Origin of the sequence: Rhizobium sp. AN5 (genome assembly GCF_900215255.1) — a bacterium.
Lineage (GTDB): Bacteria > Pseudomonadota > Alphaproteobacteria > Rhizobiales > Rhizobiaceae > Agrobacterium > Agrobacterium tumefaciens.
In genome coordinates, this window is record NZ_OCMJ01000003.1 from 242,936 (window position 1) to 261,334 (window position 18,399).

General features: G+C 58.9%; 18 protein-coding genes. 6 read left to right on the forward strand and 12 right to left on the reverse strand.

Annotated elements, in window-relative coordinates; translation table 11 throughout:
• Positions 1–9: 9 nt before the first annotated feature.
• Positions 10–1,008 (forward strand): ABC transporter ATP-binding protein, encoded by a 999-nt coding sequence (locus CRP02_RS04600; protein ID WP_013761442.1) that lies wholly within the window; start codon positions 10–12, stop codon positions 1,006–1,008.
• A 10-nt stretch (positions 1,009–1,018) separates the two neighbouring features.
• Here the strand turns inward: CRP02_RS04600 and CRP02_RS04605 are convergent, their stop codons facing one another.
• From CRP02_RS04605 to aztA, 9 genes are all read right to left on the reverse strand, one after another.
• Entirely contained in the window at positions 1,019–2,095 is a 1,077-nt protein-coding gene (locus CRP02_RS04605) for an ABC transporter ATP-binding protein (RefSeq protein ID WP_097170400.1), read from the reverse strand.
• A 4-nt stretch (positions 2,096–2,099) separates the two neighbouring features.
• On the reverse strand, positions 2,100–2,930 hold the full coding sequence (locus CRP02_RS04610) for a carbohydrate ABC transporter permease (protein WP_003510396.1): 831 nt from the start codon (positions 2,928–2,930) through the stop codon (positions 2,100–2,102).
• 3 nt (positions 2,931–2,933) lie between these two features.
• Positions 2,934–3,878 carry a carbohydrate ABC transporter permease gene (locus CRP02_RS04615; RefSeq protein WP_097100229.1) on the reverse strand — a complete coding sequence of 315 codons (945 nt, stop codon included), beginning with the start codon at positions 3,876–3,878 and terminating at the stop codon, positions 2,934–2,936.
• A gap of 154 nt (positions 3,879–4,032) precedes the next feature.
• Positions 4,033–5,292, reverse strand: a complete 1,260-nt coding sequence (locus CRP02_RS04620; protein WP_097170401.1) for an ABC transporter substrate-binding protein — start codon at positions 5,290–5,292, stop codon at positions 4,033–4,035.
• Positions 5,293–5,329: 37 nt separating this feature from the next.
• Positions 5,330–6,502 carry a PLP-dependent transferase gene (locus tag CRP02_RS04625; protein ID WP_097170402.1) on the reverse strand — a complete coding sequence of 391 codons (1,173 nt, stop codon included), beginning with the start codon at positions 6,500–6,502 and terminating at the stop codon, positions 5,330–5,332.
• Positions 6,499–7,191, reverse strand: a complete 693-nt coding sequence (locus CRP02_RS04630; protein ID WP_179783994.1) for a FadR/GntR family transcriptional regulator — start codon at positions 7,189–7,191, stop codon at positions 6,499–6,501. Before CRP02_RS04630 ends, CRP02_RS04625 begins: the two co-directional genes overlap by 4 nt.
• A gap of 421 nt (positions 7,192–7,612) precedes the next feature.
• Complete coding sequence (gene aztC, locus CRP02_RS04635; protein WP_097170404.1) at positions 7,613–8,596, reverse strand: zinc ABC transporter substrate-binding protein AztC; 984 nt, start codon at positions 8,594–8,596, stop codon at positions 7,613–7,615.
• A 30-nt stretch (positions 8,597–8,626) separates the two neighbouring features.
• Complete coding sequence (gene aztB / locus CRP02_RS04640) at positions 8,627–9,493, reverse strand: zinc ABC transporter permease AztB (RefSeq protein ID WP_097170405.1); 867 nt, start codon at positions 9,491–9,493, stop codon at positions 8,627–8,629.
• Entirely contained in the window at positions 9,486–10,301 is an 816-nt protein-coding gene (aztA, locus tag CRP02_RS04645) for a zinc ABC transporter ATP-binding protein AztA (RefSeq protein ID WP_097170406.1), read from the reverse strand. The genes aztB and aztA overlap by 8 nt, the downstream gene beginning before the upstream one ends.
• A 357-nt stretch (positions 10,302–10,658) precedes the next feature.
• Here aztA and zigA point away from each other — a divergent pair, with 357 nt between their 5' ends.
• Complete coding sequence (gene zigA / locus CRP02_RS04650) at positions 10,659–11,864, forward strand: zinc metallochaperone GTPase ZigA (protein ID WP_097170407.1); 1,206 nt, start codon at positions 10,659–10,661, stop codon at positions 11,862–11,864.
• A gap of 83 nt (positions 11,865–11,947) precedes the next feature.
• Here the strand turns inward: zigA and CRP02_RS04655 are convergent, their stop codons facing one another.
• The 3 genes from CRP02_RS04655 to CRP02_RS04665 all read right to left on the reverse strand — a co-directional run bounded on the left by CRP02_RS04655 (position 11,948) and on the right by CRP02_RS04665 (position 13,861).
• Complete coding sequence (locus tag CRP02_RS04655; RefSeq protein ID WP_097170408.1) at positions 11,948–12,385, reverse strand: YqaA family protein; 438 nt, start codon at positions 12,383–12,385, stop codon at positions 11,948–11,950.
• Positions 12,386–12,479: 94 nt separating this feature from the next.
• On the reverse strand, positions 12,480–12,758 hold the full coding sequence (locus CRP02_RS04660; RefSeq protein WP_065659474.1) for a hypothetical protein: 279 nt from the start codon (positions 12,756–12,758) through the stop codon (positions 12,480–12,482).
• Positions 12,755–13,861 (reverse strand): CobW family GTP-binding protein, encoded by a 1,107-nt coding sequence (locus CRP02_RS04665; protein WP_179783939.1) that lies wholly within the window; start codon positions 13,859–13,861, stop codon positions 12,755–12,757. The genes CRP02_RS04660 and CRP02_RS04665 overlap by 4 nt, the downstream gene beginning before the upstream one ends.
• Positions 13,862–14,215: 354 nt before the next feature.
• Between CRP02_RS04665 and ugpB the strand changes: the two genes are divergently transcribed.
• The 4 genes from ugpB to CRP02_RS04685 all read left to right on the forward strand — a co-directional run bounded on the left by ugpB (position 14,216) and on the right by CRP02_RS04685 (position 18,396).
• Complete coding sequence (gene ugpB, locus CRP02_RS04670) at positions 14,216–15,526, forward strand: sn-glycerol-3-phosphate ABC transporter substrate-binding protein UgpB (RefSeq protein ID WP_174003735.1); 1,311 nt, start codon at positions 14,216–14,218, stop codon at positions 15,524–15,526.
• A 68-nt stretch (positions 15,527–15,594) separates the two neighbouring features.
• Positions 15,595–16,476 carry a sn-glycerol-3-phosphate ABC transporter permease UgpA gene (ugpA, locus tag CRP02_RS04675; RefSeq protein WP_003510646.1) on the forward strand — a complete coding sequence of 294 codons (882 nt, stop codon included), beginning with the start codon at positions 15,595–15,597 and terminating at the stop codon, positions 16,474–16,476.
• A gap of 10 nt (positions 16,477–16,486) precedes the next feature.
• On the forward strand, positions 16,487–17,335 hold the full coding sequence (ugpE, locus tag CRP02_RS04680; protein WP_003510648.1) for a sn-glycerol-3-phosphate ABC transporter permease UgpE: 849 nt from the start codon (positions 16,487–16,489) through the stop codon (positions 17,333–17,335).
• Entirely contained in the window at positions 17,335–18,396 is a 1,062-nt protein-coding gene (locus CRP02_RS04685) for a sn-glycerol-3-phosphate import ATP-binding protein UgpC (protein ID WP_097170410.1), read from the forward strand. Before ugpE ends, CRP02_RS04685 begins: the two co-directional genes overlap by 1 nt.
• Positions 18,397–18,399: the final 3 nt, after the last annotated feature.

Sequence of the window (18,399 nt, forward strand, 5' to 3'; positions counted from 1 at the left end):
ACGACAATAATGGGCAGCATTTCCCTTCAGAACGTGTCCAAGCTCTTCGGCGAGGCAAAAGTCATCCCGTCGATCGATCTCGATATCCATGACGGCGAGTTCGTCGTCTTCGTCGGCCCGTCCGGCTGCGGCAAGTCAACGCTGCTGCGCCTGATTGCCGGGCTGGAAGACGTCTCCGGCGGCAGAATAGTCATCGACGGCAACGACGCCACCGAAAAGGCCCCGGCCGAGCGCGGCCTTGCCATGGTGTTCCAGTCCTATGCGCTCTATCCGCATATGAGCGTGCGCAACAACATCGCCTTCCCGCTGAAGATGGCCAAGCTCGACAAGGCGGTGATCGATAAAAAGGTCGACGATGCCGCCCGTATCCTCAACCTCACCGATTATCTCGAGCGCCGGCCCTCGCAACTGTCCGGCGGCCAGCGCCAGCGTGTTGCCATCGGCCGCGCCATCGTGCGCGAACCGAAGGCGTTCCTGTTTGACGAACCGCTCTCCAACCTCGATGCGGCGCTGCGCGGCACCATGCGGCTGGAAATCTCCGAGCTGCACAACACACTGAAGACGACGATGATCTACGTCACCCACGACCAGGTGGAGGCCATGACCATGGCCGACAAGATCGTGGTCCTCAACCGCGGCAATATCGAGCAGGTCGGCTCGCCGATGGAGCTTTACCGCTCGCCCGCCAACCTCTTCGTCGCCGGCTTCATCGGCTCGCCGCGCATGAACCTGGTGACCGGCGATTACGCCCGGCAAAAGGGTGCGACCACCGCCGGCGTGCGACCCGAGCACCTGACGCTGTCGAAAGAAACCGGCCTGTGGCAGGGCAAGGTCACGGTTGCCGAACATCTCGGCTCCGACACCTTCCTCCACCTCGACGTCCCCGGCATCGGCCCCATCACCGCCAGAACCGACGGTGAATTCGAATGCAAACACGGCGATACCGTCTTCATCACACCCGATGATGCCAAAATCCACAGGTTCGATGACAAGGGCATCGCTATATGAAGCCTTAAGTTCAGGCCTCGTCGATCCTGACACCGTTTCGGTCAAAAACATGAAGCCGTTCCTGCGGGAAACCGACCCGCAGGGACCCGCCCGGCTGCAACAGCGCCCGATCAGACGAAAACAGCTTGAAGGGCAATCCATGCACGGTCAGGTGCAGGATGATGCCGAGACCCGTCGGCTCTACGAGATCGACGGTCGCCTCGACGGCACCATCCGCAGGCGAGACGGTGACATGTTCCGGCCGGATACCGAGTGTGACCGGCTCACCATCTGCAAGCTTCACGTTGCGGCCGAGTTCGAGGCGTGTGCCATCGCCGAGCACGACGAAACTACCGCCATTCTCCCGCCCGAGCCGTCCTTCGAGAAAATTCATGCCAGGCGAACCGATGAAACCGGCGACGAACAGATTGGCTGGGCGATCGTAGAGATCGAGCGGTGCGCCGATCTGCTGCACATGGCCGGCATTCATCGCAACGATACGCGAGGCAAGAGTCATCGCCTCGATCTGGTCATGGGTGACATAAACCGAGGTCGCGCCGAGATCAGCATGCATGCGCTTGATTTCGGCCCGCATCTGCTCGCGAAGCCGTGCATCGAGGTTGGAGAGAGGCTCATCGAACAGAAAGGCCTTAGGCTGCCGCACGATGGCCCGGCCCATGGCGACGCGCTGGCGCTGGCCGCCGGAAAGCGCCTTCGGACGGCGTGCCAGATAGGGATCGAGACCGAGTTTCGCCGAAGCACCGGCCACGGCCGCCGCGATTGTTTCCTTGGTGCTGCGGCGCAGGCGCAGGCTGTAGCTCATATTGTCGGCGACGCTCATATGCGGATAAAGCGCATAGGACTGGAACACCATGGCGATATCCCGGTCCTTCGGCTTGCGGTCGTTGACGCGCTCACCGTCGATGGTCAATTCGCCCGCTGAAATCTCCTCCAGACCGGCGATCATTCGCAGCAGTGTCGATTTTCCGCAGCCGGATGGGCCGACGAGGACGATGAATTCGCCGTCCTCGATCTTCAGATCGACCCCGTGCAAGACCGCAAGGTCGCCATAGGTCTTGCCGACATTCTTCAGCTCGATGGAAGCCATGGGATTATCCTTTCACCGCGCCGGCCGTCAGGCCCTGCACGAGATAACGTTGAATGAGCAGGAAGAAGAGACAGGCCGGAATGAGCGCCAGAACGCCCGCCGCCATCATCTGCCCGAAATCGACGGAAAATTTTGAAACGAAGGTCAACAGCCCGACCGGGAATGTGGCGCTCTGGTTGCCCGAAATCAGCATCAGCGCAAACAGCAGCTCGCTCCACGCGGCGGTGAAGACGAAGCCCAGCGTCGCAGCGATGCCCGGCAAAGTCAGCGGCAGGATGATCTGGCGGAATGCTGTAAACCGGCTTGCCCCGTCGATCATCGCCGCCTCTTCCAGATCCTTCGGAATACCGTCGAAGAAGGACTGCATGAGGAAAGTGGCAAACGGCACGTTGAAGGCGGTGTAGACGATGACGAGACCCGTCAGGCTGTTGGTGAGGCCGAGCGGCGACAGCATCTTGAAAATCGGCGCGACCAGCATGACCAGCGGAAACATCTGGGTAATCAGCATCAGCGCCACGATCCAGTATTTGCCCTTGAAGCGGAACCGCGACAGCGCATAACCGGACAGTGACGAGAGTACCGTAACGGCAAGTGCCGTGGAGCCGGCAACGATGACGCTGTTCTTAAAAAATGTCGGGAACGCACTGTTTTCTATGACATATCGATAGTGATCCAGCGTCGCGTGCGACGGCCACATCCGCACGCCTTCGCTATAAAGCAGGTCATTCGGCGTGACCGAGACCTTGAGCAGCCAGAACAGCGGAAACAGCGCAAAGACGATATAGGCGAGGATCGCCAGGCGATGGGCAAGGGTGAGGAATATCCTTGATGTCATCGGTCAGTCCTTCTCGATAAGGCGTTGGCGCAGGAGCACGATGAGCATGGAATAGGCCAGAAGCAGCACCAGAAGCACCAGCGCGATGGCCGAGGCATAACCGAAATCGAGCCGCCGGAAGGCCTGCGTGAAGATGTAGCTCGCAACGATCTGGGTGCGATCTGCCGGTCCGCCATTGGTCATGACGATGATGAGATCGGCAAAATTGGCGATCCAGACGGTGCGCAGCAAAACTGTGATGGCGATGGTGGGTGCGAGAAATGGGAGGGTGATGGAGGTGAAGCGCTGCAACGGGTTTGCCCCATCGATGGAAGCGGCCTCGTAAAGATCACGCGGGATCGCCTGAAGTGCGGCAAGCAATGTGATGGCGAAGAAGGGAATGCCCCACCAGACATTGGCGATGATCGGCCCCCACATGGCCAGCTGCGGATCGGCAAGAATATTGTTGGGCGCGGAGAGAAGCCCGAGCGAGACCATCCAGTGCGGCAGCGGTCCTATGACCGGATTGAACAGCCACGCCCAGTTGAGACCGGCGAGGAAGGTTGGCACGGCCCATGGCAGAAACACCAGCGCCTGTGCCAGCCCTCTGCCCGCGAACGGCTTGTCCAGCAGCAGCGCCAGAATGAGACCGAAGAAAAACTGCAGGAATACCGAAGCCCCCGTCCACCACAGCGTATTTTTCAGCGCCCGGTAAAAGGCCGCATCCTGCGACAGTGCCTCCAGATGCTTCAGGCCAACGAAACCGCCGGAAAAAGGATTGAGCAGCTGCACGTCGCGAAACGCATAGGACAGGCCGAGCACCAGCGGCACCAGCATGACGGCAACGATGAGCACGAGAACCGGCGCACTATAGAGCCAGGGTTCGGCCCAGTCGGCAAAACGCTGCATTGCCGGCTTGCCGACGCGGTTGCGCGCGGCCACGGGTCCGGCGCCATGGGCATAGGACATGATTGATCGCTCCTGATCGGACGGCGGGGGGCGGACAAGTTTTTCTAACGCTTCTGGCCAGCCGGTCCGCACGTTTTGAAATGGGGCCTGCCGTTTGGGACAGCCCGCAAGAACGGCCGCGCGGGTTCAAACCTCGCGCGGCCAACCGTGTGGTTTATTTGGAGGCGAGGAACTTCTGCTGCGCCTTCGTCATATAGTCAGCCCATTGCTTGGCGAGGTCTTCCGGTGAGATATCGCCAAGAAGCGCTTCCTGCGATGTCTTGATAACCAGCGAATCCTTGAAGAATGCGAATTCCTCAAGATAGGTCGGCATCTTCGTCGGCACGGCGTTCTTGTCCGCCAGTTCGTCGAACCAGCCCTTGAACTGCTCGCTGGCGTAGAAGGGGTCCTTCTCCGCCGACTTGTGCACCGGCAGCGCACCCGTCTTCTTGTTCCACTCGATATTGCCTTCCGGCCCTTCCAGCGTCTCGACCAGTTTCCAGGAGAGGTCCTTGTTGGCGGATGCCGACATGATCGACCAGCCGGCGAAACCGATGGTCGGGAAGGTCTTGCCGTCAGGGCCCTTCGGCATGGTCATGACGCCGAAATCTTCCGGCTTCATGCGCTGGGCAATGGCGATAAGGGCGTCCGGATCCTGATCGAGGAAGGCGCAGGTGCCAGAATAAAAGCCCGCGACGATCTCGTTGAAGCCCCAGTTGACGCTATCCTTCGGCGCCAACCCGGTCTTGTAGAGATCGACCACATAGGTCAGGCCCTTGACCCAGCCAGGGCTGTCGAAGGTGGATGTGCCGTCCTTGGTGAAGAACTCGTTCGATCCCGCCATAGACGCGCCGAACATGACCCAGCCGTTAAGGCCGCCCGGCCCGCCACGCAGGCAATAACCGTATTTGCCGGGAAGTGCTGCGACCTTCTTGGAGGCATCGGCGAATTCGTCGAGCGTCTTCGGCGGCTCCTTCACGCCAGCCTGTTCCAGCAGTTTCTTGTTGTAGAACATGGCCCGGAGATAAAAGCCGTAGGGAAGCATATAGGCCGTGTTCTTCACATCACGGCCGAGTTCCAGAGTGCGTTCGCTCAGACCCTTGGTGTACTCCCACTTGGCGAGATAAGGCTCGAGACTTTCGAGCATGCCGTTATTGGCATAAAGCGAAAGCCAAGTGTCGGGCATTTCCATGACATCAGGCACATCGCCGGCGGAGACCATCGTGGCGAATTTCTGGAAGGCCTCGCTCCAGGGCAGCGAGATGATCTCCACCTTGGTACCGGGATTGGCGCTTTCGAACTTCGAGACGATGCCCTTCAGCGTTTCCGTCCGTTCGGGACTTGTAATGACCTCGACCAGTTTCAAGGTCGTATCCGCCAGCGCCGTTCCGGTCATCAGGGCGGTAAAGATTGCTGCTGCTACCAGTTTTTTCATGTCGTTCTCCCCTTTTTGTCGTCAGTTTTAAGACGCGTCAGACGACCGAGGCCGCCTTGATCGCGGGTTCGAGATCGTTCCAGAGCGCTTCCGTGCCCTCCAGTCCGACATGCAGGCGCACGGAACGCGCGCTGATGCCGAACGTGTGGGCGGAGTTTGGCTGCGCCTTCTGTTCAAGCACCACTTCACCCGGGACGATCAGGCTTTCATGCCCACCCCAGGAAACACCCAGTTTGAAAAGCTTGAGGCGGTCGGCAAAAGCGCGCACATCCACCCCTTCCTTGAAAATGAAGGAAAACAGGCCGGACGTACCGTTGAGGCCAGGCGGCAGGCGGTTCGCCAATCCCGGATGGCAGACCTTTTCCACCACATCGAGCGCCTGCAGGCGGCTGGCAATATCCAACGCCGATGCCTGATGCGCCTTCATGCGCAGCGGCAGGGTGCGCAAGCCGCGGATGAGCAACCACGCATCGAAGGGCGACATCTTGCCACCGAGATAGGGATAGGTCTCTGCCCGAATGCGGTCGATCATTGCCTTTGAACCGGCAACCACGCCGGAGACCACATCGCTGTGCCCGCCGAGATATTTCGACGCCGAATGTACGACGAGATCGACACCGAGCGAGATCGGCTGCTGGAAGACAGGGCTTGCCCAGGAATTATCGATGACGGTGACGGCGCCATGGCGCTTGCCGATCGCGGCGAGTGCACCGACATCATGGGCCTCCATCACCCAACTGGTCGGGCTTTCCATGTAGAAGAGCTTCGCGCCCGGCATAGCCTTTTCAACCGCCGCCTCGTCGCGGCCGTCGACATAAACCACCTCGACATTCATGCGCTTCATGAAGGTACCAAACAGGCGGAACGCATCGGGATAGACATGGCGCACCGCGACGATGCGGTCGCCCGGCGAAACGAAGGAGAGAACGGTGGAGGAAATAGCCGACATGCCGCTGGCGAAGCCAAGCGCATCTTCCGCGCCCTCAAGCTTTGCCAGCATTTCCTCAAACATCCTGACGGTCGGGTTCAGTCCGCGCGTATAGACCGGCCTCACTTTCTCGCCGCGATAGGTGGAAACCATTTCATCATAGCTTGAGAAGGTGAAAAGCGAGGTCTGCACAAGCGGCGGGACCACAGCTTCGAAAGCGTGGGTCTCGTCATGCGCTACAATCAGGGAGGCGGGATCGAAGAGATCGTTGCCTTGGTTCATTTCGACATGTCCTTGATATCCTCCTCGACGACGGCGAGGATTTTCAGTGTTTCTTCACGGGCGGTCTCTGCATCGCCGACGGCGATTGCGTTGAATAGCGTGCGGTGAAAGGGAAAGGAGCGGCCGGCGAAATCCGGGCGGTCGAACGGCTTCGACCAGAAGCGCTCGAAACCTTCGCGCATCTGCTCCAGAAGCTGCTTGAAAAGCGTGTTGTGAGTTGCGTCGTAAATCGAAAGATGGAAAGCGAGGTCGGCCTTGCCGGATGTTCCCTCAGCCAGATGCACCCGCTCCATCTCATCGAGCCGCGCTTCCATCGTGGCGATATCCTCCACCGTGCGCCGGCGCGCCGCAGCCATCGAGGCCTCAACCTCGATGCCACGCCGGACTTCCAACGTCATCAACAACGCATCGCGCAGGCTTTCGGCATCGATGGAGATAGGCATATGCACGGTTGCGGCAGAAATCGGCTTAAGCAGATAATTGCCGCTGCCCTTGCGGCTGTCGATAACGCCCAGCGCCTGAAACTTACGGATGACCTCGCGAATGGTGGAACGGCCGACACCCAGGGCCACCATCAGCTCCCGCTCGGCCGGCAACCGGTCTCCAGCCTTCAGTCCTGCCCTCTCGACGTAATCGGAAAGTGCCGCCTCGACCTGGCGCACACGGTCGCTGGGTGGAATAGGCTGCATCAGTTCGCGGCTGGATCTGTCCAAGACTTACCCTTTGAATTGGTCTGACATCTTACCATTTCAAACGGTCGATCGATTGTCAACGGGGAACGCAAGTAGCCTCAACGGGAAGATCACCATCCCTGTTGAACCGCGTATTCGGGGAAAATAGAAGGAATTTAGAGATTTGAGCGCTTGTAACGCTGTGGAAGGCTTACCGGCTGGGCAAAATTTGCGAGACGGCTCAATGACCTTGGGGCCTAGGACAGAAGGAAAAACTTCTCCTCCGTCGTGCTCGGGCCTGTCCCGAGCACCTGCCAGCTATTGATTTTACGATACGTGACTGGATCCTCGGAACGGGCCCGAGGATGACGTCGAGTGTGGGGATACGTTAGTCAGGTGTCTGAGGGTGGCTGGTGCCACCCTCGCCCTTTTCGTCTTCTTACTGACTAAGCACGGCCGCCTTGATGGTATCGATGTTGTGGTTGACCATATCGATATAGGTTGCGGCCGGGCCGTCGGCTGTAGAGAGCGCATCGGAATAAAGCGTTCCGCCGACTTTCAGGCCGGTTTCCTTGGCAATCTGGTCCATCAACCGCTTGTCGGTGATGTTTTCAACGAAGATCGCCGAGGCCTTGTCGTGCTTGATCTGATCCACCAGCTTGGCGACGTCGGCGGCAGACGCTTCGGAATCCGTCGAAATGCCTTCCGGCGCCAGGAATTCGAGACCATAGGCATGCTCGAAATAACCGAAGGCATCATGTGAGGTGATGATGTTGCGTTTTTCCGGCGGGATGGCGGCGATCTCGGTCTTCACCTTCTCGTTCAAAGCCGCGAGCTTGGCGATATAGGCCTGTGAATTGGCGGTGTAAGTTGCGCAACCGGCCTTGTCGACCTCGCAAAATGCGCCGGCGATGTTCTTCACGTATATTTCCGCGTTCTTGATTGACTGCCAGGCATGCGGATCGAATTCACCGTGATTGTGTCCCTCATGGTCATGCGCTTCCTCTGCCTTGTGGTCGTGACCCGCCCCTTCCTCGGCTTCCGGATGTGCGTGACCGGCTGGCTCGTCGGAAATCTTGAGGGGTTTCACGCCCTTGGTCAGCTCCACCACCGGCGCCTTTGTGCCGCTGGTATCGATCAGCCGCTTCAGGAAGCCTTCGAATGCAAGGCCGTTCACCAGCACCACGTCCGCCTTGCTGACAGCAACGGCATCGGCCGGGCGCGGCTCGTAGACATGCGCGTCGCCGTCCGGTCCGACGATCGTGGTGATTTCGACGCGGTTGCCGCCGACATTCTTCGCGAAGTCGGCAATGATCGAGAAGCTGGCCACAACCTTGAGTTCAGCCGCAGAAGCCTGCGCCATCAGGACCGGGGAAAGGGAGAGAAGGCTTACGCAGGTAGCAAGACGTAGGGTTTGGAACATGAAGGGTTCTCCTTTTTTCAAACGCTGTTTTCAGGCCGTTCTGTGACGACCGGAACCGAGAAGATCGCGAAGCACACCGCGTGTGCCGAAGACGATGGACAGGACATAGATGACGCCTGTGGAAAGGATGATCGCCGGACCTGATGGCAGCGACGCGTGATAGGACAGAAGCAGGCCTGCAAAACACGAGACCATGCCGATGCCGATCGAGATGAAGCACATTGGCGCGACGCGGTTGGACCAGAAGCGGCTGGCGGCAGCGGGCAGCATCATCAGGCCAACCGAAAGCAGGGTTCCGAGCGCCTGAAACCCGCCGACCAGATTGAGGACGACGATGGCGAGGAAGAGGAAATGCACGGGGCTCCCCCAGTTGCTGACCGAGCGCAGAAACAGGGGATCGAGGCATTCCGCCAGCAGCGCGCGCCAGAATACCATCATCACCGTTAGCGTTACGACGCAGATACCGCCGATCAGGCCGAGCGCTTCGTTGTTCAGTGCCAGCACCGTGCCGAAAAGCACATGCATGAGATCGACACTGGAGCCGCGCCAGGAAACGAGCAGCACGCCGAGCGCCAGCGAAATGAGGTAAAAGGCTGCGAGCGAGGCATCCTCCTTCTGGATGGTGAAGCGCGACACCGCACCGGCACCCAGTGCCACCAGAAGACCGACGACCAGCCCGCCGATGGTCATCGGCAAAATCTCCAACCCGTAAAACAGAAAGCCCACCGCCGCGCCCGGCAAAATGGCGTGCGACATGGCATCACCCGTCAGGCTCATGCGGCGCAGCATCAGAAACACCCCGACCGGCCCGCAACTGACAGCCAGGATCAAGGCGCCGGCAAGCGCACGCTGCATGAAGATATACTGGATGAATGGCTCGATGAAGAAATCAGACATGGATATGCGAATGCGCCTGCGAGTGTTTGTGGAAATCCTGCGGCTTGTCCGCCAGGTCGGCGTTCACCGCCGCTGCAACGGGTTCGCACCAAGGGGCGTCGCCGTCCCATGCCTCGTGAAACCGTCGTGCCTGCTGCATCATTTCGGGCCTCAGAACCTCCCGTGTCGGGCCAAAGCCCACCAACCGTCTGGCAAGCAGAAGCGTTTGCGGAAAATGCTGACGCACCAGCTCGTAGTCATGAAGAACGGCCAGAACCGTGCGCCCCTCGGCAACCCATGCTTTGATCAGCACCATGAGGTCGGCGACGGTGCGCTCATCGACAGCGTTGAAGGGCTCATCCAGCAAAATCAGCTGCGCATCCTGCAACATGGCGCGGGCAAAAAGGGCGCGCTGCATCTGGCCGCCGGAGAGTGAATCGATATAGCGTTTTTCAAAGCCGGAAAGTCCGACCGCTTCCAACACATGGGCCATGGCCGCCCGGTCCGACTGGCGATGGCGAGCGAGCAGGCCGCGTTTGGGCCAGAGACCAAGCGCGACCAGATCGCGCACCTGTGCCGGAAAGGAACGGTCGAGTTCAGACTGCTGCGGCAGATAGGCGACGGAAACGCCTGGAGTAACCCGGCATTCACCGCCAAGTGGCTTCAAAATCCCGGCGATGCCCTTCATCAGCGTCGATTTTCCCGACCCATTGGCGCCGACCACCGCCGTGAGCGACCCTTTGGCAATATCGCCATCCAGATGATGCACCGCCGCGCGGCCTGCATATCCGAGTGTCAGATTTTTAAAGGCAAGGCACGGATCGTTCATCGATCCCTCCGGGGCATGATGTCATTTGATGACCCCTCATATGTAATGTTATTACATTCGTCAAACGAATACGTAATGAAATAACATTAACTATCGGAAAGGTAGGCTCCATCTCACATTGGACGACAACCTCAGGATCGCCTGGGGGTGTGATCATGCGGGGCTCTGGATTCCCGGGACAAGCCGAAGGAAGCATCCGGCAAGCAATTTTTCTAAAGCCAGTTGACACGCTGCGCCCATCTAATGTTATTACGTTACAAACAACAAGCGATGTAGCCACCAGCCCCGTCGTTCCCAAACCGCAAGTCGTGACGACGATGACTGCCACGCTACCACCGCTAATAAAACGAGGCCCGCATGTCGAAAAAACTTCCCGTCACTGTCCTCTCCGGCTTTCTTGGTGCCGGAAAGACGACGCTTCTCAACCATATTCTCGCCAACCGCGACGGTCTGCGGGTCGCGTTGATCGTCAACGACATGAGCGAGATCAATATCGATGCGGCACTTGTACGCGATGGCGGCGCCAATCTTTCGCGTACCGAGGAACAGCTTGTGGAAATGACCAATGGCTGCATCTGTTGCACGCTGCGCGACGACCTTCTGAATGAGGTACGCGCGCTCGCCGAGCAGGGCCGGTTCGATTATCTGCTGATCGAATCCACCGGCATCGCCGAGCCGCTGCCGGTGGCCGCCACTTTCGATTTTCGCGATGAAAACGGTCGCAGCCTTTCCGATGTCGCGCATCTGGACACGATGGTGACGGTGGTGGATGCCGCCAATCTTCTAAACGACTACGGTTCCTCCGACTTTCTTGCCGACCGTGGTGAGACGGCGGGTGAAGGGGACAACCGCACTATCGTCGACCTTCTGGTCGAGCAGATCGAATTTGCCGATGTCGTTGTCCTCAACAAGATCGGCACTGCCACGCCGGATGAGCGTGACGCCGCCCGCAAAATCATCGTCGGGCTGAACCCGGATGCAAAACTCATCGAAGCCGATTTCGGCAAGGTGGAACTGAAGGAGGTGCTGGGCACCGGCCGCTTCGATTTCGCCAAGGCCGAAGAACACCCGCTGTGGTTCAAGGAGTTGCACGGTTTCAAGGACCACATTCCCGAGACCGAGGAATATGGCATCCGCTCCTTCGTCTACCGCGCCAAGAAGCCGTTCGATCCCGTGCTGTTCCAACGTTTTATCGACCGCGCCTGGCCGGGTGTGGTGCGTGCCAAAGGCTTCTTCTGGCTGGCCACGCGGCCGGCTTATGTCGGGGAGATAAGCCAGGCTGGCGCACTGGTGCGCACCGGCAAAATGGGCCTTTGGTGGTCCGCCGTGCCGAGCGAGCAATGGCCGCGCGAGCAGCAGTTCCTCGACATGATGAAGCCCTATCTCGACCCGGTCTTTGGCGACCGCCGGCAGGAAATCGTCTTCATCGGTTCCGATCCCATGAGCGAAGCGCGCATCCGAGCGCAGCTCGATGCGTGTCTGATCGACACAGATGCCTTCACCCCGGACGCATGGCGACACCTGCCCGACCCCTTCGCCAGCTGGGACCGGAAGGCGGCTTGATTGGTTCTCAACTCCGGCATTTTAGACGAGCGGATGCCTCTTTCGCCTTCTCCCCGCCGGGGAGAAGGTCTCGGCAACGCAATTCAAAGAAAATTCAGCGTCACCAGCGTCAGCACAAGATAACGCCCAACCTTGGCAATGGTAACAAGCAGAAGAAAAACCGGCAGCGGCTCCTTCATGATGCCGGCCGCAACCGTCAGCGGATCGCCGATCAGCGGCGCCCAGCTGAGCAGCAGCGACCACTTGCCGTAACGCCTGTACCAGTTCTGGGCACGTTGCAGCGCGGCTTCCCCAACAGGAAACCACCGCCGATGCCGGAAGCGTTCGATGCCACGGCCGAGCAGCCAGTTGGCGAGGGATCCGGCGACATTGCCGGCGCTGGCAACAGTAACCAGCAGCCAGACCGGCTGGGACTTCAAAAGGATCAGGCCGGCAAGTGCGGCCTCCGACTGCATGGGCAGGATGGTTGCCGCGACAAAAGCCGTCAGAAACAAACCCGCATGTACCGCCAGATCGGCCATTCCGTACCCTTCAGATTTAGCGAATCCCGCTGCTCCTGAAGTGCCGGATGACGACACCTGTCGTCAAGCGCCATGGCGTTCGATACAGATGGCCTTACGGCGGATTGGCGGCGACGGCTCTGACGATATCATCACGCTCTATATCCAGCAGCGCCTGGTGAATTGAGAATTGCCGGGTTTTGCCGGATGCGGACAAAACGAGGATTACCGTTTCCTTCGGTGGGCAATCCGGCTGCACGCAGGCAATCTCGTTGACGGAAACGATCTCGTCCTCGCGGAGGGCAAGCAGCTCCCGCGTCCAGTGTTTCAGAAGACGGGCCTGAGAGACTATCGCAGAGCCGCTGCGTGCAAGCGGATTTGCTCTTGCCGTCATCGGGAAACCTTTCTTGCTGCCTGCGAGGCCAATGCCTCGAAGAGATCGCGGATCGGCTGCTGCGGCATATCCATGCCAATGAGGACAACACGGGTTGCACGGTTGCCATCCGGCCAGCTTTCCAGACGGCTCAGCGGATAAAGCCGGTGCTGCACGGCATGGGCGACCACTGGACGGTTCAGATCATCCGTCGCACCGAAAACTCCCTTGAGCCGCAGCAGACCGGAATGCACGTTGCTGGTGACGAGTTCGAGAAAGGTAACGATCGCCTGCGGATCGAAAGCGCCATCGAACGTCAAATCGAACGCCTCTACCCCGGCACCATGACGGTTGATATCGTGCCCGTGCGCGGCATGCAGGCTCAGCCTGTCGGCGGCAAGCCAGCCCGTCACGTCTTCCGGCTTGTTACGCAACGAATAATCCGCTGGCGCAAACAGCGACATCAGATTGAAGTCGCGCGCATTGCGGTCATGCAGGCGCGCGGCAGGATTGAGATCGGAGAGGCTCTCACAGCCCATCGCCGCCCCGTCAGTGAGATCGGTTTTGGTCAAAACAATGTGATCGGCAAAGGCAAGCTGTTTCCAGCCCTCGATGAAACTGTCGAGCATCGCCTGGCCGGAGGTAACGTCGAAAGCGGCAACGACGCCTGAGAGATGAAAGTGGCGGGCGACGATATGATCGCGCAGGCCCGCGGCAGGCGTACCGCCGGGAATCAGGCTGTTGATGATCGGCGCAGGATCGGCAAGGCCGGTGGTTTCGATGACGACACGCGATATTTCCGGCACCACCCCTTCCAGAAAGGCCTGATACAACTCGTAAAGCGAGGTGCGGATATCGCTGGTGGCGGTGCAACAGATGCAGCCGGTCGTGGTCCTGAAATAACGCTCCGATCCGGTGCGGACCAGGCCGTGATCCATGGGCACCGAACCGAATTCGTTGACGATGACGGCGGCACCACGCATTTCCGGTTCGCTCAGAAGCTCGTTCAGAAGCGTGGTCTTGCCCGCGCCCAGAAAGCCGGTAAGCAGTGTGACAGGCACCGTTCCGGTGGATGGGGTGACGGACGAGACGTCTTCTGGTGCAACCGCCTTCTTCCCCTTCATTCCGAACACATCCGCACCTTCAAGCAGCAAATCTTGGAGAGACTTAATACGTAATGTAATAACATATCAATACTCCTTTGAGAAATTCCTCGTGAACATGGCCTCGGAAAGCCGCTTCCGGTATCCCGTCGCGAACCATGCCCGCAAGCACACGAAAAAACCAAAGCGGACCCAAAATGGAATAATAAAACCGTTTCGTTCACTTTCGTTTTTTTCGTTCCACCGTCTATTGCATTTTCATTAGAGTTCGCTTTAAATCAGGCCGCTAATACAGAAAAGCTCGCCCGCAGCCATATCGAGGAGGATAGGCTGCAATAAGGGGCTGTATCTTTTACTGTTTTTAAAATGGGAGGAATCGCCTTGAAAAAACTCAGCTACCGTCTTGCTGCGGCATCTGCGCTTTCGTTTTTTGTCACATCGAACGCATTCGCCGCGACGGAAATCCAGTGGTGGCATGCCATGACCGGCGCCAATAACGAGGTCGTGGACGCGCTCGCGAAAGAGTTCAACGAAAGCCAGACAAACTACAAGATCATGCCCGTCTTCAAGGGCACCTATCCGGAAACCCTGAATGCCGGTATTGCGGCCTTCCGCGCCAAGCAGCCGCCGGCGATCATTCAGGTGTTCGACGCCGGTTCAGGCGTGATGATGGGTGCTGCCGGCGCAATCAAACCGGTGGCGGAAGTATTGAAGGAAGGCGGCTATACCTTCAACAAGGACGAATATCTGGCCGGCATCGTCGCCTATTATTCCAAGCCTGACGGCACCATGCTGTCCTTCCCCTATAATTCGTCCTCGCCGATCCTCTATTACAACAAGGATACCTTCCAGAAGGCAGGCCTTGACCCGGCAAATCCGCCGAAGACCTGGCCGGAGGTTTTCGAAGCCGCCAAGAAGATCAAGACAAGCGGCGCTGCCCAATGCGGCTTCACCTCAACATGGTTGACCTGGATCCAAACCGAAAACTTTGCCGCATGGAACAACGTTTCCTATGGCAGCAATGAAAACGGGCTGGGCGGCACCGATGTGAAGCTTGCCGTCAACGCGCCGCTCTTCGTCGAACACTTCCAGGCCATTGCCGACCTTGCGAAAGACGGCACCTTCCGTTACGGCGGGCGCACTTCGGAAGCCAAGCAGCTGTTCATGTCCGGCGAATGCGGCATCCTTACCGAATCCTCCGGCGGCCTTGGCGACATCATCAAGACCGGCATGAATTACGGTATCGGCCAGCTTCCCTACTACGAGGGTCATGGTCCGCAGAACACCATTCCCGGCGGCGCGAGCCTCTGGGTCTTCGGCGGCAAGAGCGATGCCGAATATAAAGGTGTGGCCGAGTTCTTCCATTTCCTTTCCCAGACCAAGATCCAGTCTCGTCTGCATCAGGTCTCTGGATACATGCCGGTAACGATCGCGGCCTATGAGGAAACCAAGAAATCCGGCTTCTATGACAAGAATCCCGGCCGCGAAACGCCGCTTCTGCAGATGATGGGCAAGCCACCGACAGAAAACTCCAAGGGCGTGCGCCTCGTGAACCTGCCGCAGGTCCGCGACATCATGAACGAAGAGTTCGAGGCGATGCTGGCCGGCAAGCAGGACGCGAAATCCGCACTCGACAAGATTGTCACGCGCGGTGATGCGGCCATCAAGCAGGCCACCGGCAACTAAACGATCCCTGCCCCCGCCCGCATCCTTACCCGGTGCGGGCGGTATTCCCATTTCATCAGGAGATCGCCGTGCAAAGCGTCGTATTCCCCAACAAGATCCTGCCCTATCTGCTGGTCGCGCCACAGATCATCCTGACGGTGATCTTTTTCTTCTGGCCGGCAAGTCAGGCGCTCTACCAGTCGACCATGCGCGAGGATGCCTTCGGGCTGAACAGCAATTTCGTCGGGCTGGCCAATTTTTCCGCCGTACTTTCGGATGAAAGCTATCTGAACGCGCTGCACGTCACGGTCATTTTCAGCGTCCTGACCGCACTCGTCTCGATGGGGCTGGCATTGCTTCTGGCAACGGCGGCAGACCGCGTGGTGCGCGGCAAAGGTTTTTACCGCACCATGATGATCATGCCCTATGCTGTGGCACCCGCCGTTGCTGGCATGCTGTGGCTGTTCATGTTCAATCCGGCCATGGGAACTTTCTCCTACATCCTGCGCCGCAACGGCATTATGTGGGACCCGCTGCTCAACGGCAATCAGGCCATGCTGCTCGTGGTCGCAGCCGCCGCATGGAAGCAGATCAGCTATAATTTCCTGTTTTTTGTCGCAGGCTTGCAGGCAATTCCGAAATCATTGCTGGAGGCGGCCTCCATTGACGGCGCACGCGGCTCGCGGCGCTTCTGGACCATCGTTTTCCCGCTGCTGGCGCCGACGACCTTCTTCCTGCTGGTCGTCAACACGGTCTATGCCTTCTTCGATACGTTCGGCATCATCCACGCAGTTACCGGCGGCGGCCCTGCCAAGGCGACGGAAACACTGGTCTACAAGGTATACAATGATGGCTTCGTAAACCTGAACCTCGGCTCTTCCGCCGCGCAATCCGTCATCCTGATGGTGATCGTCATTGCGCTGACCGCCTTCCAGTTCCGCTTCGTCGAGAAGCGCGTGCATTACGGCTGAGGATTTCCTGATGATTGAAAATCGCCCGGTCGCCCGCGTGATCGCCCATCTGATGCTTGTTCTCGGCATCATCATCGTGGCCTTCCCGATCTACTACACCTTCATCGCGTCATCCATGACGTCGAATGACATCATCCGCCCACCGATGTCGCTGCTGCCCGGCGACCATCTTGGTGAAAACTATACAGACGCCATGGTCGGCGGCGTCGAAAGAGTGGTTGGCGTCAGCCTTGAACGGCTGCTGTTCAACAGCTTTGTGGTGGCGCTCGCCATTGCCATCGGCAAGATCGTCATTTCGTTCCTGTCAGCTTTCGCAATCGTGTTTTTCCGTTTTCCCTTCCGCATGGGTTTCTTCTGGATGATCTTCATCACGCTCATGCTGCCGGTGGAGGTGCGCATCCTGCCCACCTACAAGGTCATCGTCGACCTGGGGCTTATCGATACCTATGCGGGACTGACCTTGCCGCTGATGGCATCCGCGACGGCGACGTTCCTGTTCCGGCAGTTTTTTCTGACCATTCCCGGTGAAATGGTCGAGGCGGCGCGCATCGACAATGCAGGGCCGTTCCGCTTCATGCGCGATATTCTGCTGCCGCTGTCGAAAACCAATATCGCCGCTCTCTTCGTGATCCTGTTCATCTATGGCTGGACCCAGTATCTCTGGCCGCTGCTCGTGACCAACGACGCCAAGATGAACACGATCATCATCGGCCTCAAGCGCATGGTGGATTTCACCGACGCTTCGACGCCCTGGAATTATGTGATGGTGACGGCGATCCTCGCCATCATCCCCCCGATTATCGTTGTGGTGCTGATGCAGCGCTGGTTCGTCAAAGGTTTGGTGGAGACCGAGAAGTAATGGCAAAAATTGCGCTGAAAGACGTCCGCAAGGTTTACGGCGGCAATGTCGACGCTATCAAGGGCGTATCGATGGATATAGCCGATGGCGAGATGATCGTATTGGTCGGCCCCTCCGGCTGCGGAAAATCAACATTGCTGCGCATGATCGCCGGGCTGGAAAGCATATCGGGCGGTGAGATCGTCATCGGCGACCGAGTCGTCAACGATCTCGAACCGTCAGACCGTGATATTGCCATGGTGTTCCAGAACTACGCGCTTTACCCGCATATGACGGTGCGGCAGAACCTCGCCTATGGCCTCAAGAACCGCAACACGCCGAAGGACGAGATCGACCGGCGTATCACCGAGGCGGCCAAGGCACTGGAAATCGAACAATACCTGGAGCGCAGGCCGCGCCAGCTCTCGGGTGGCCAGCGCCAGCGCGTGGCCATGGGCCGTGCCATCGTGCGCAAGCCCGCCGCATTCCTGTTCGATGAGCCGCTGTCCAACCTCGATGCCAAGCTGCGCGTGCAGATGCGCGTCGAAATCCGCCGCCTGCAACGCTCGCTCGCCACCACCAGCGTCTACGTAACCCATGATCAGATGGAAGCTATGACGCTAGCCGACCGCCTCGTGGTGCTGAATGCCGGCCGCATCGAGCAGATCGGCACACCTATCGAGCTTTACGAAAAACCGGCCACCACCTTCGTCGCTACCTTCATCGGTTCGCCCTCCATGAACCTCCTGCCCTACGGCACCCCATCGGCTAACGGCGCATCCGGATGGTCGGTGAATGGATCAGGTGCGCTGCCGCAAACCGCTGCCACACTTGGCATCCGCCCGGAAGACATCACGCTCGCGGAGACAGAAGCTCCCGATGCCGCTTTCACCGGCACCGTGCGGGTGGACGCCGTGGAATTGGTGGGCGCGGAAAGCTACGTGCACGGCTCCTTCACAGACGGCACCACCATCGTCTTCCGCGTTCCCGGCCGTTCGCAGCTTGGCATCGGCGAAAACCTGCGGATTGCCGCCCAGACGAAGGACTTCCATCTGTTTGATGCAGCGGGGAAGCGGATTTAGGAT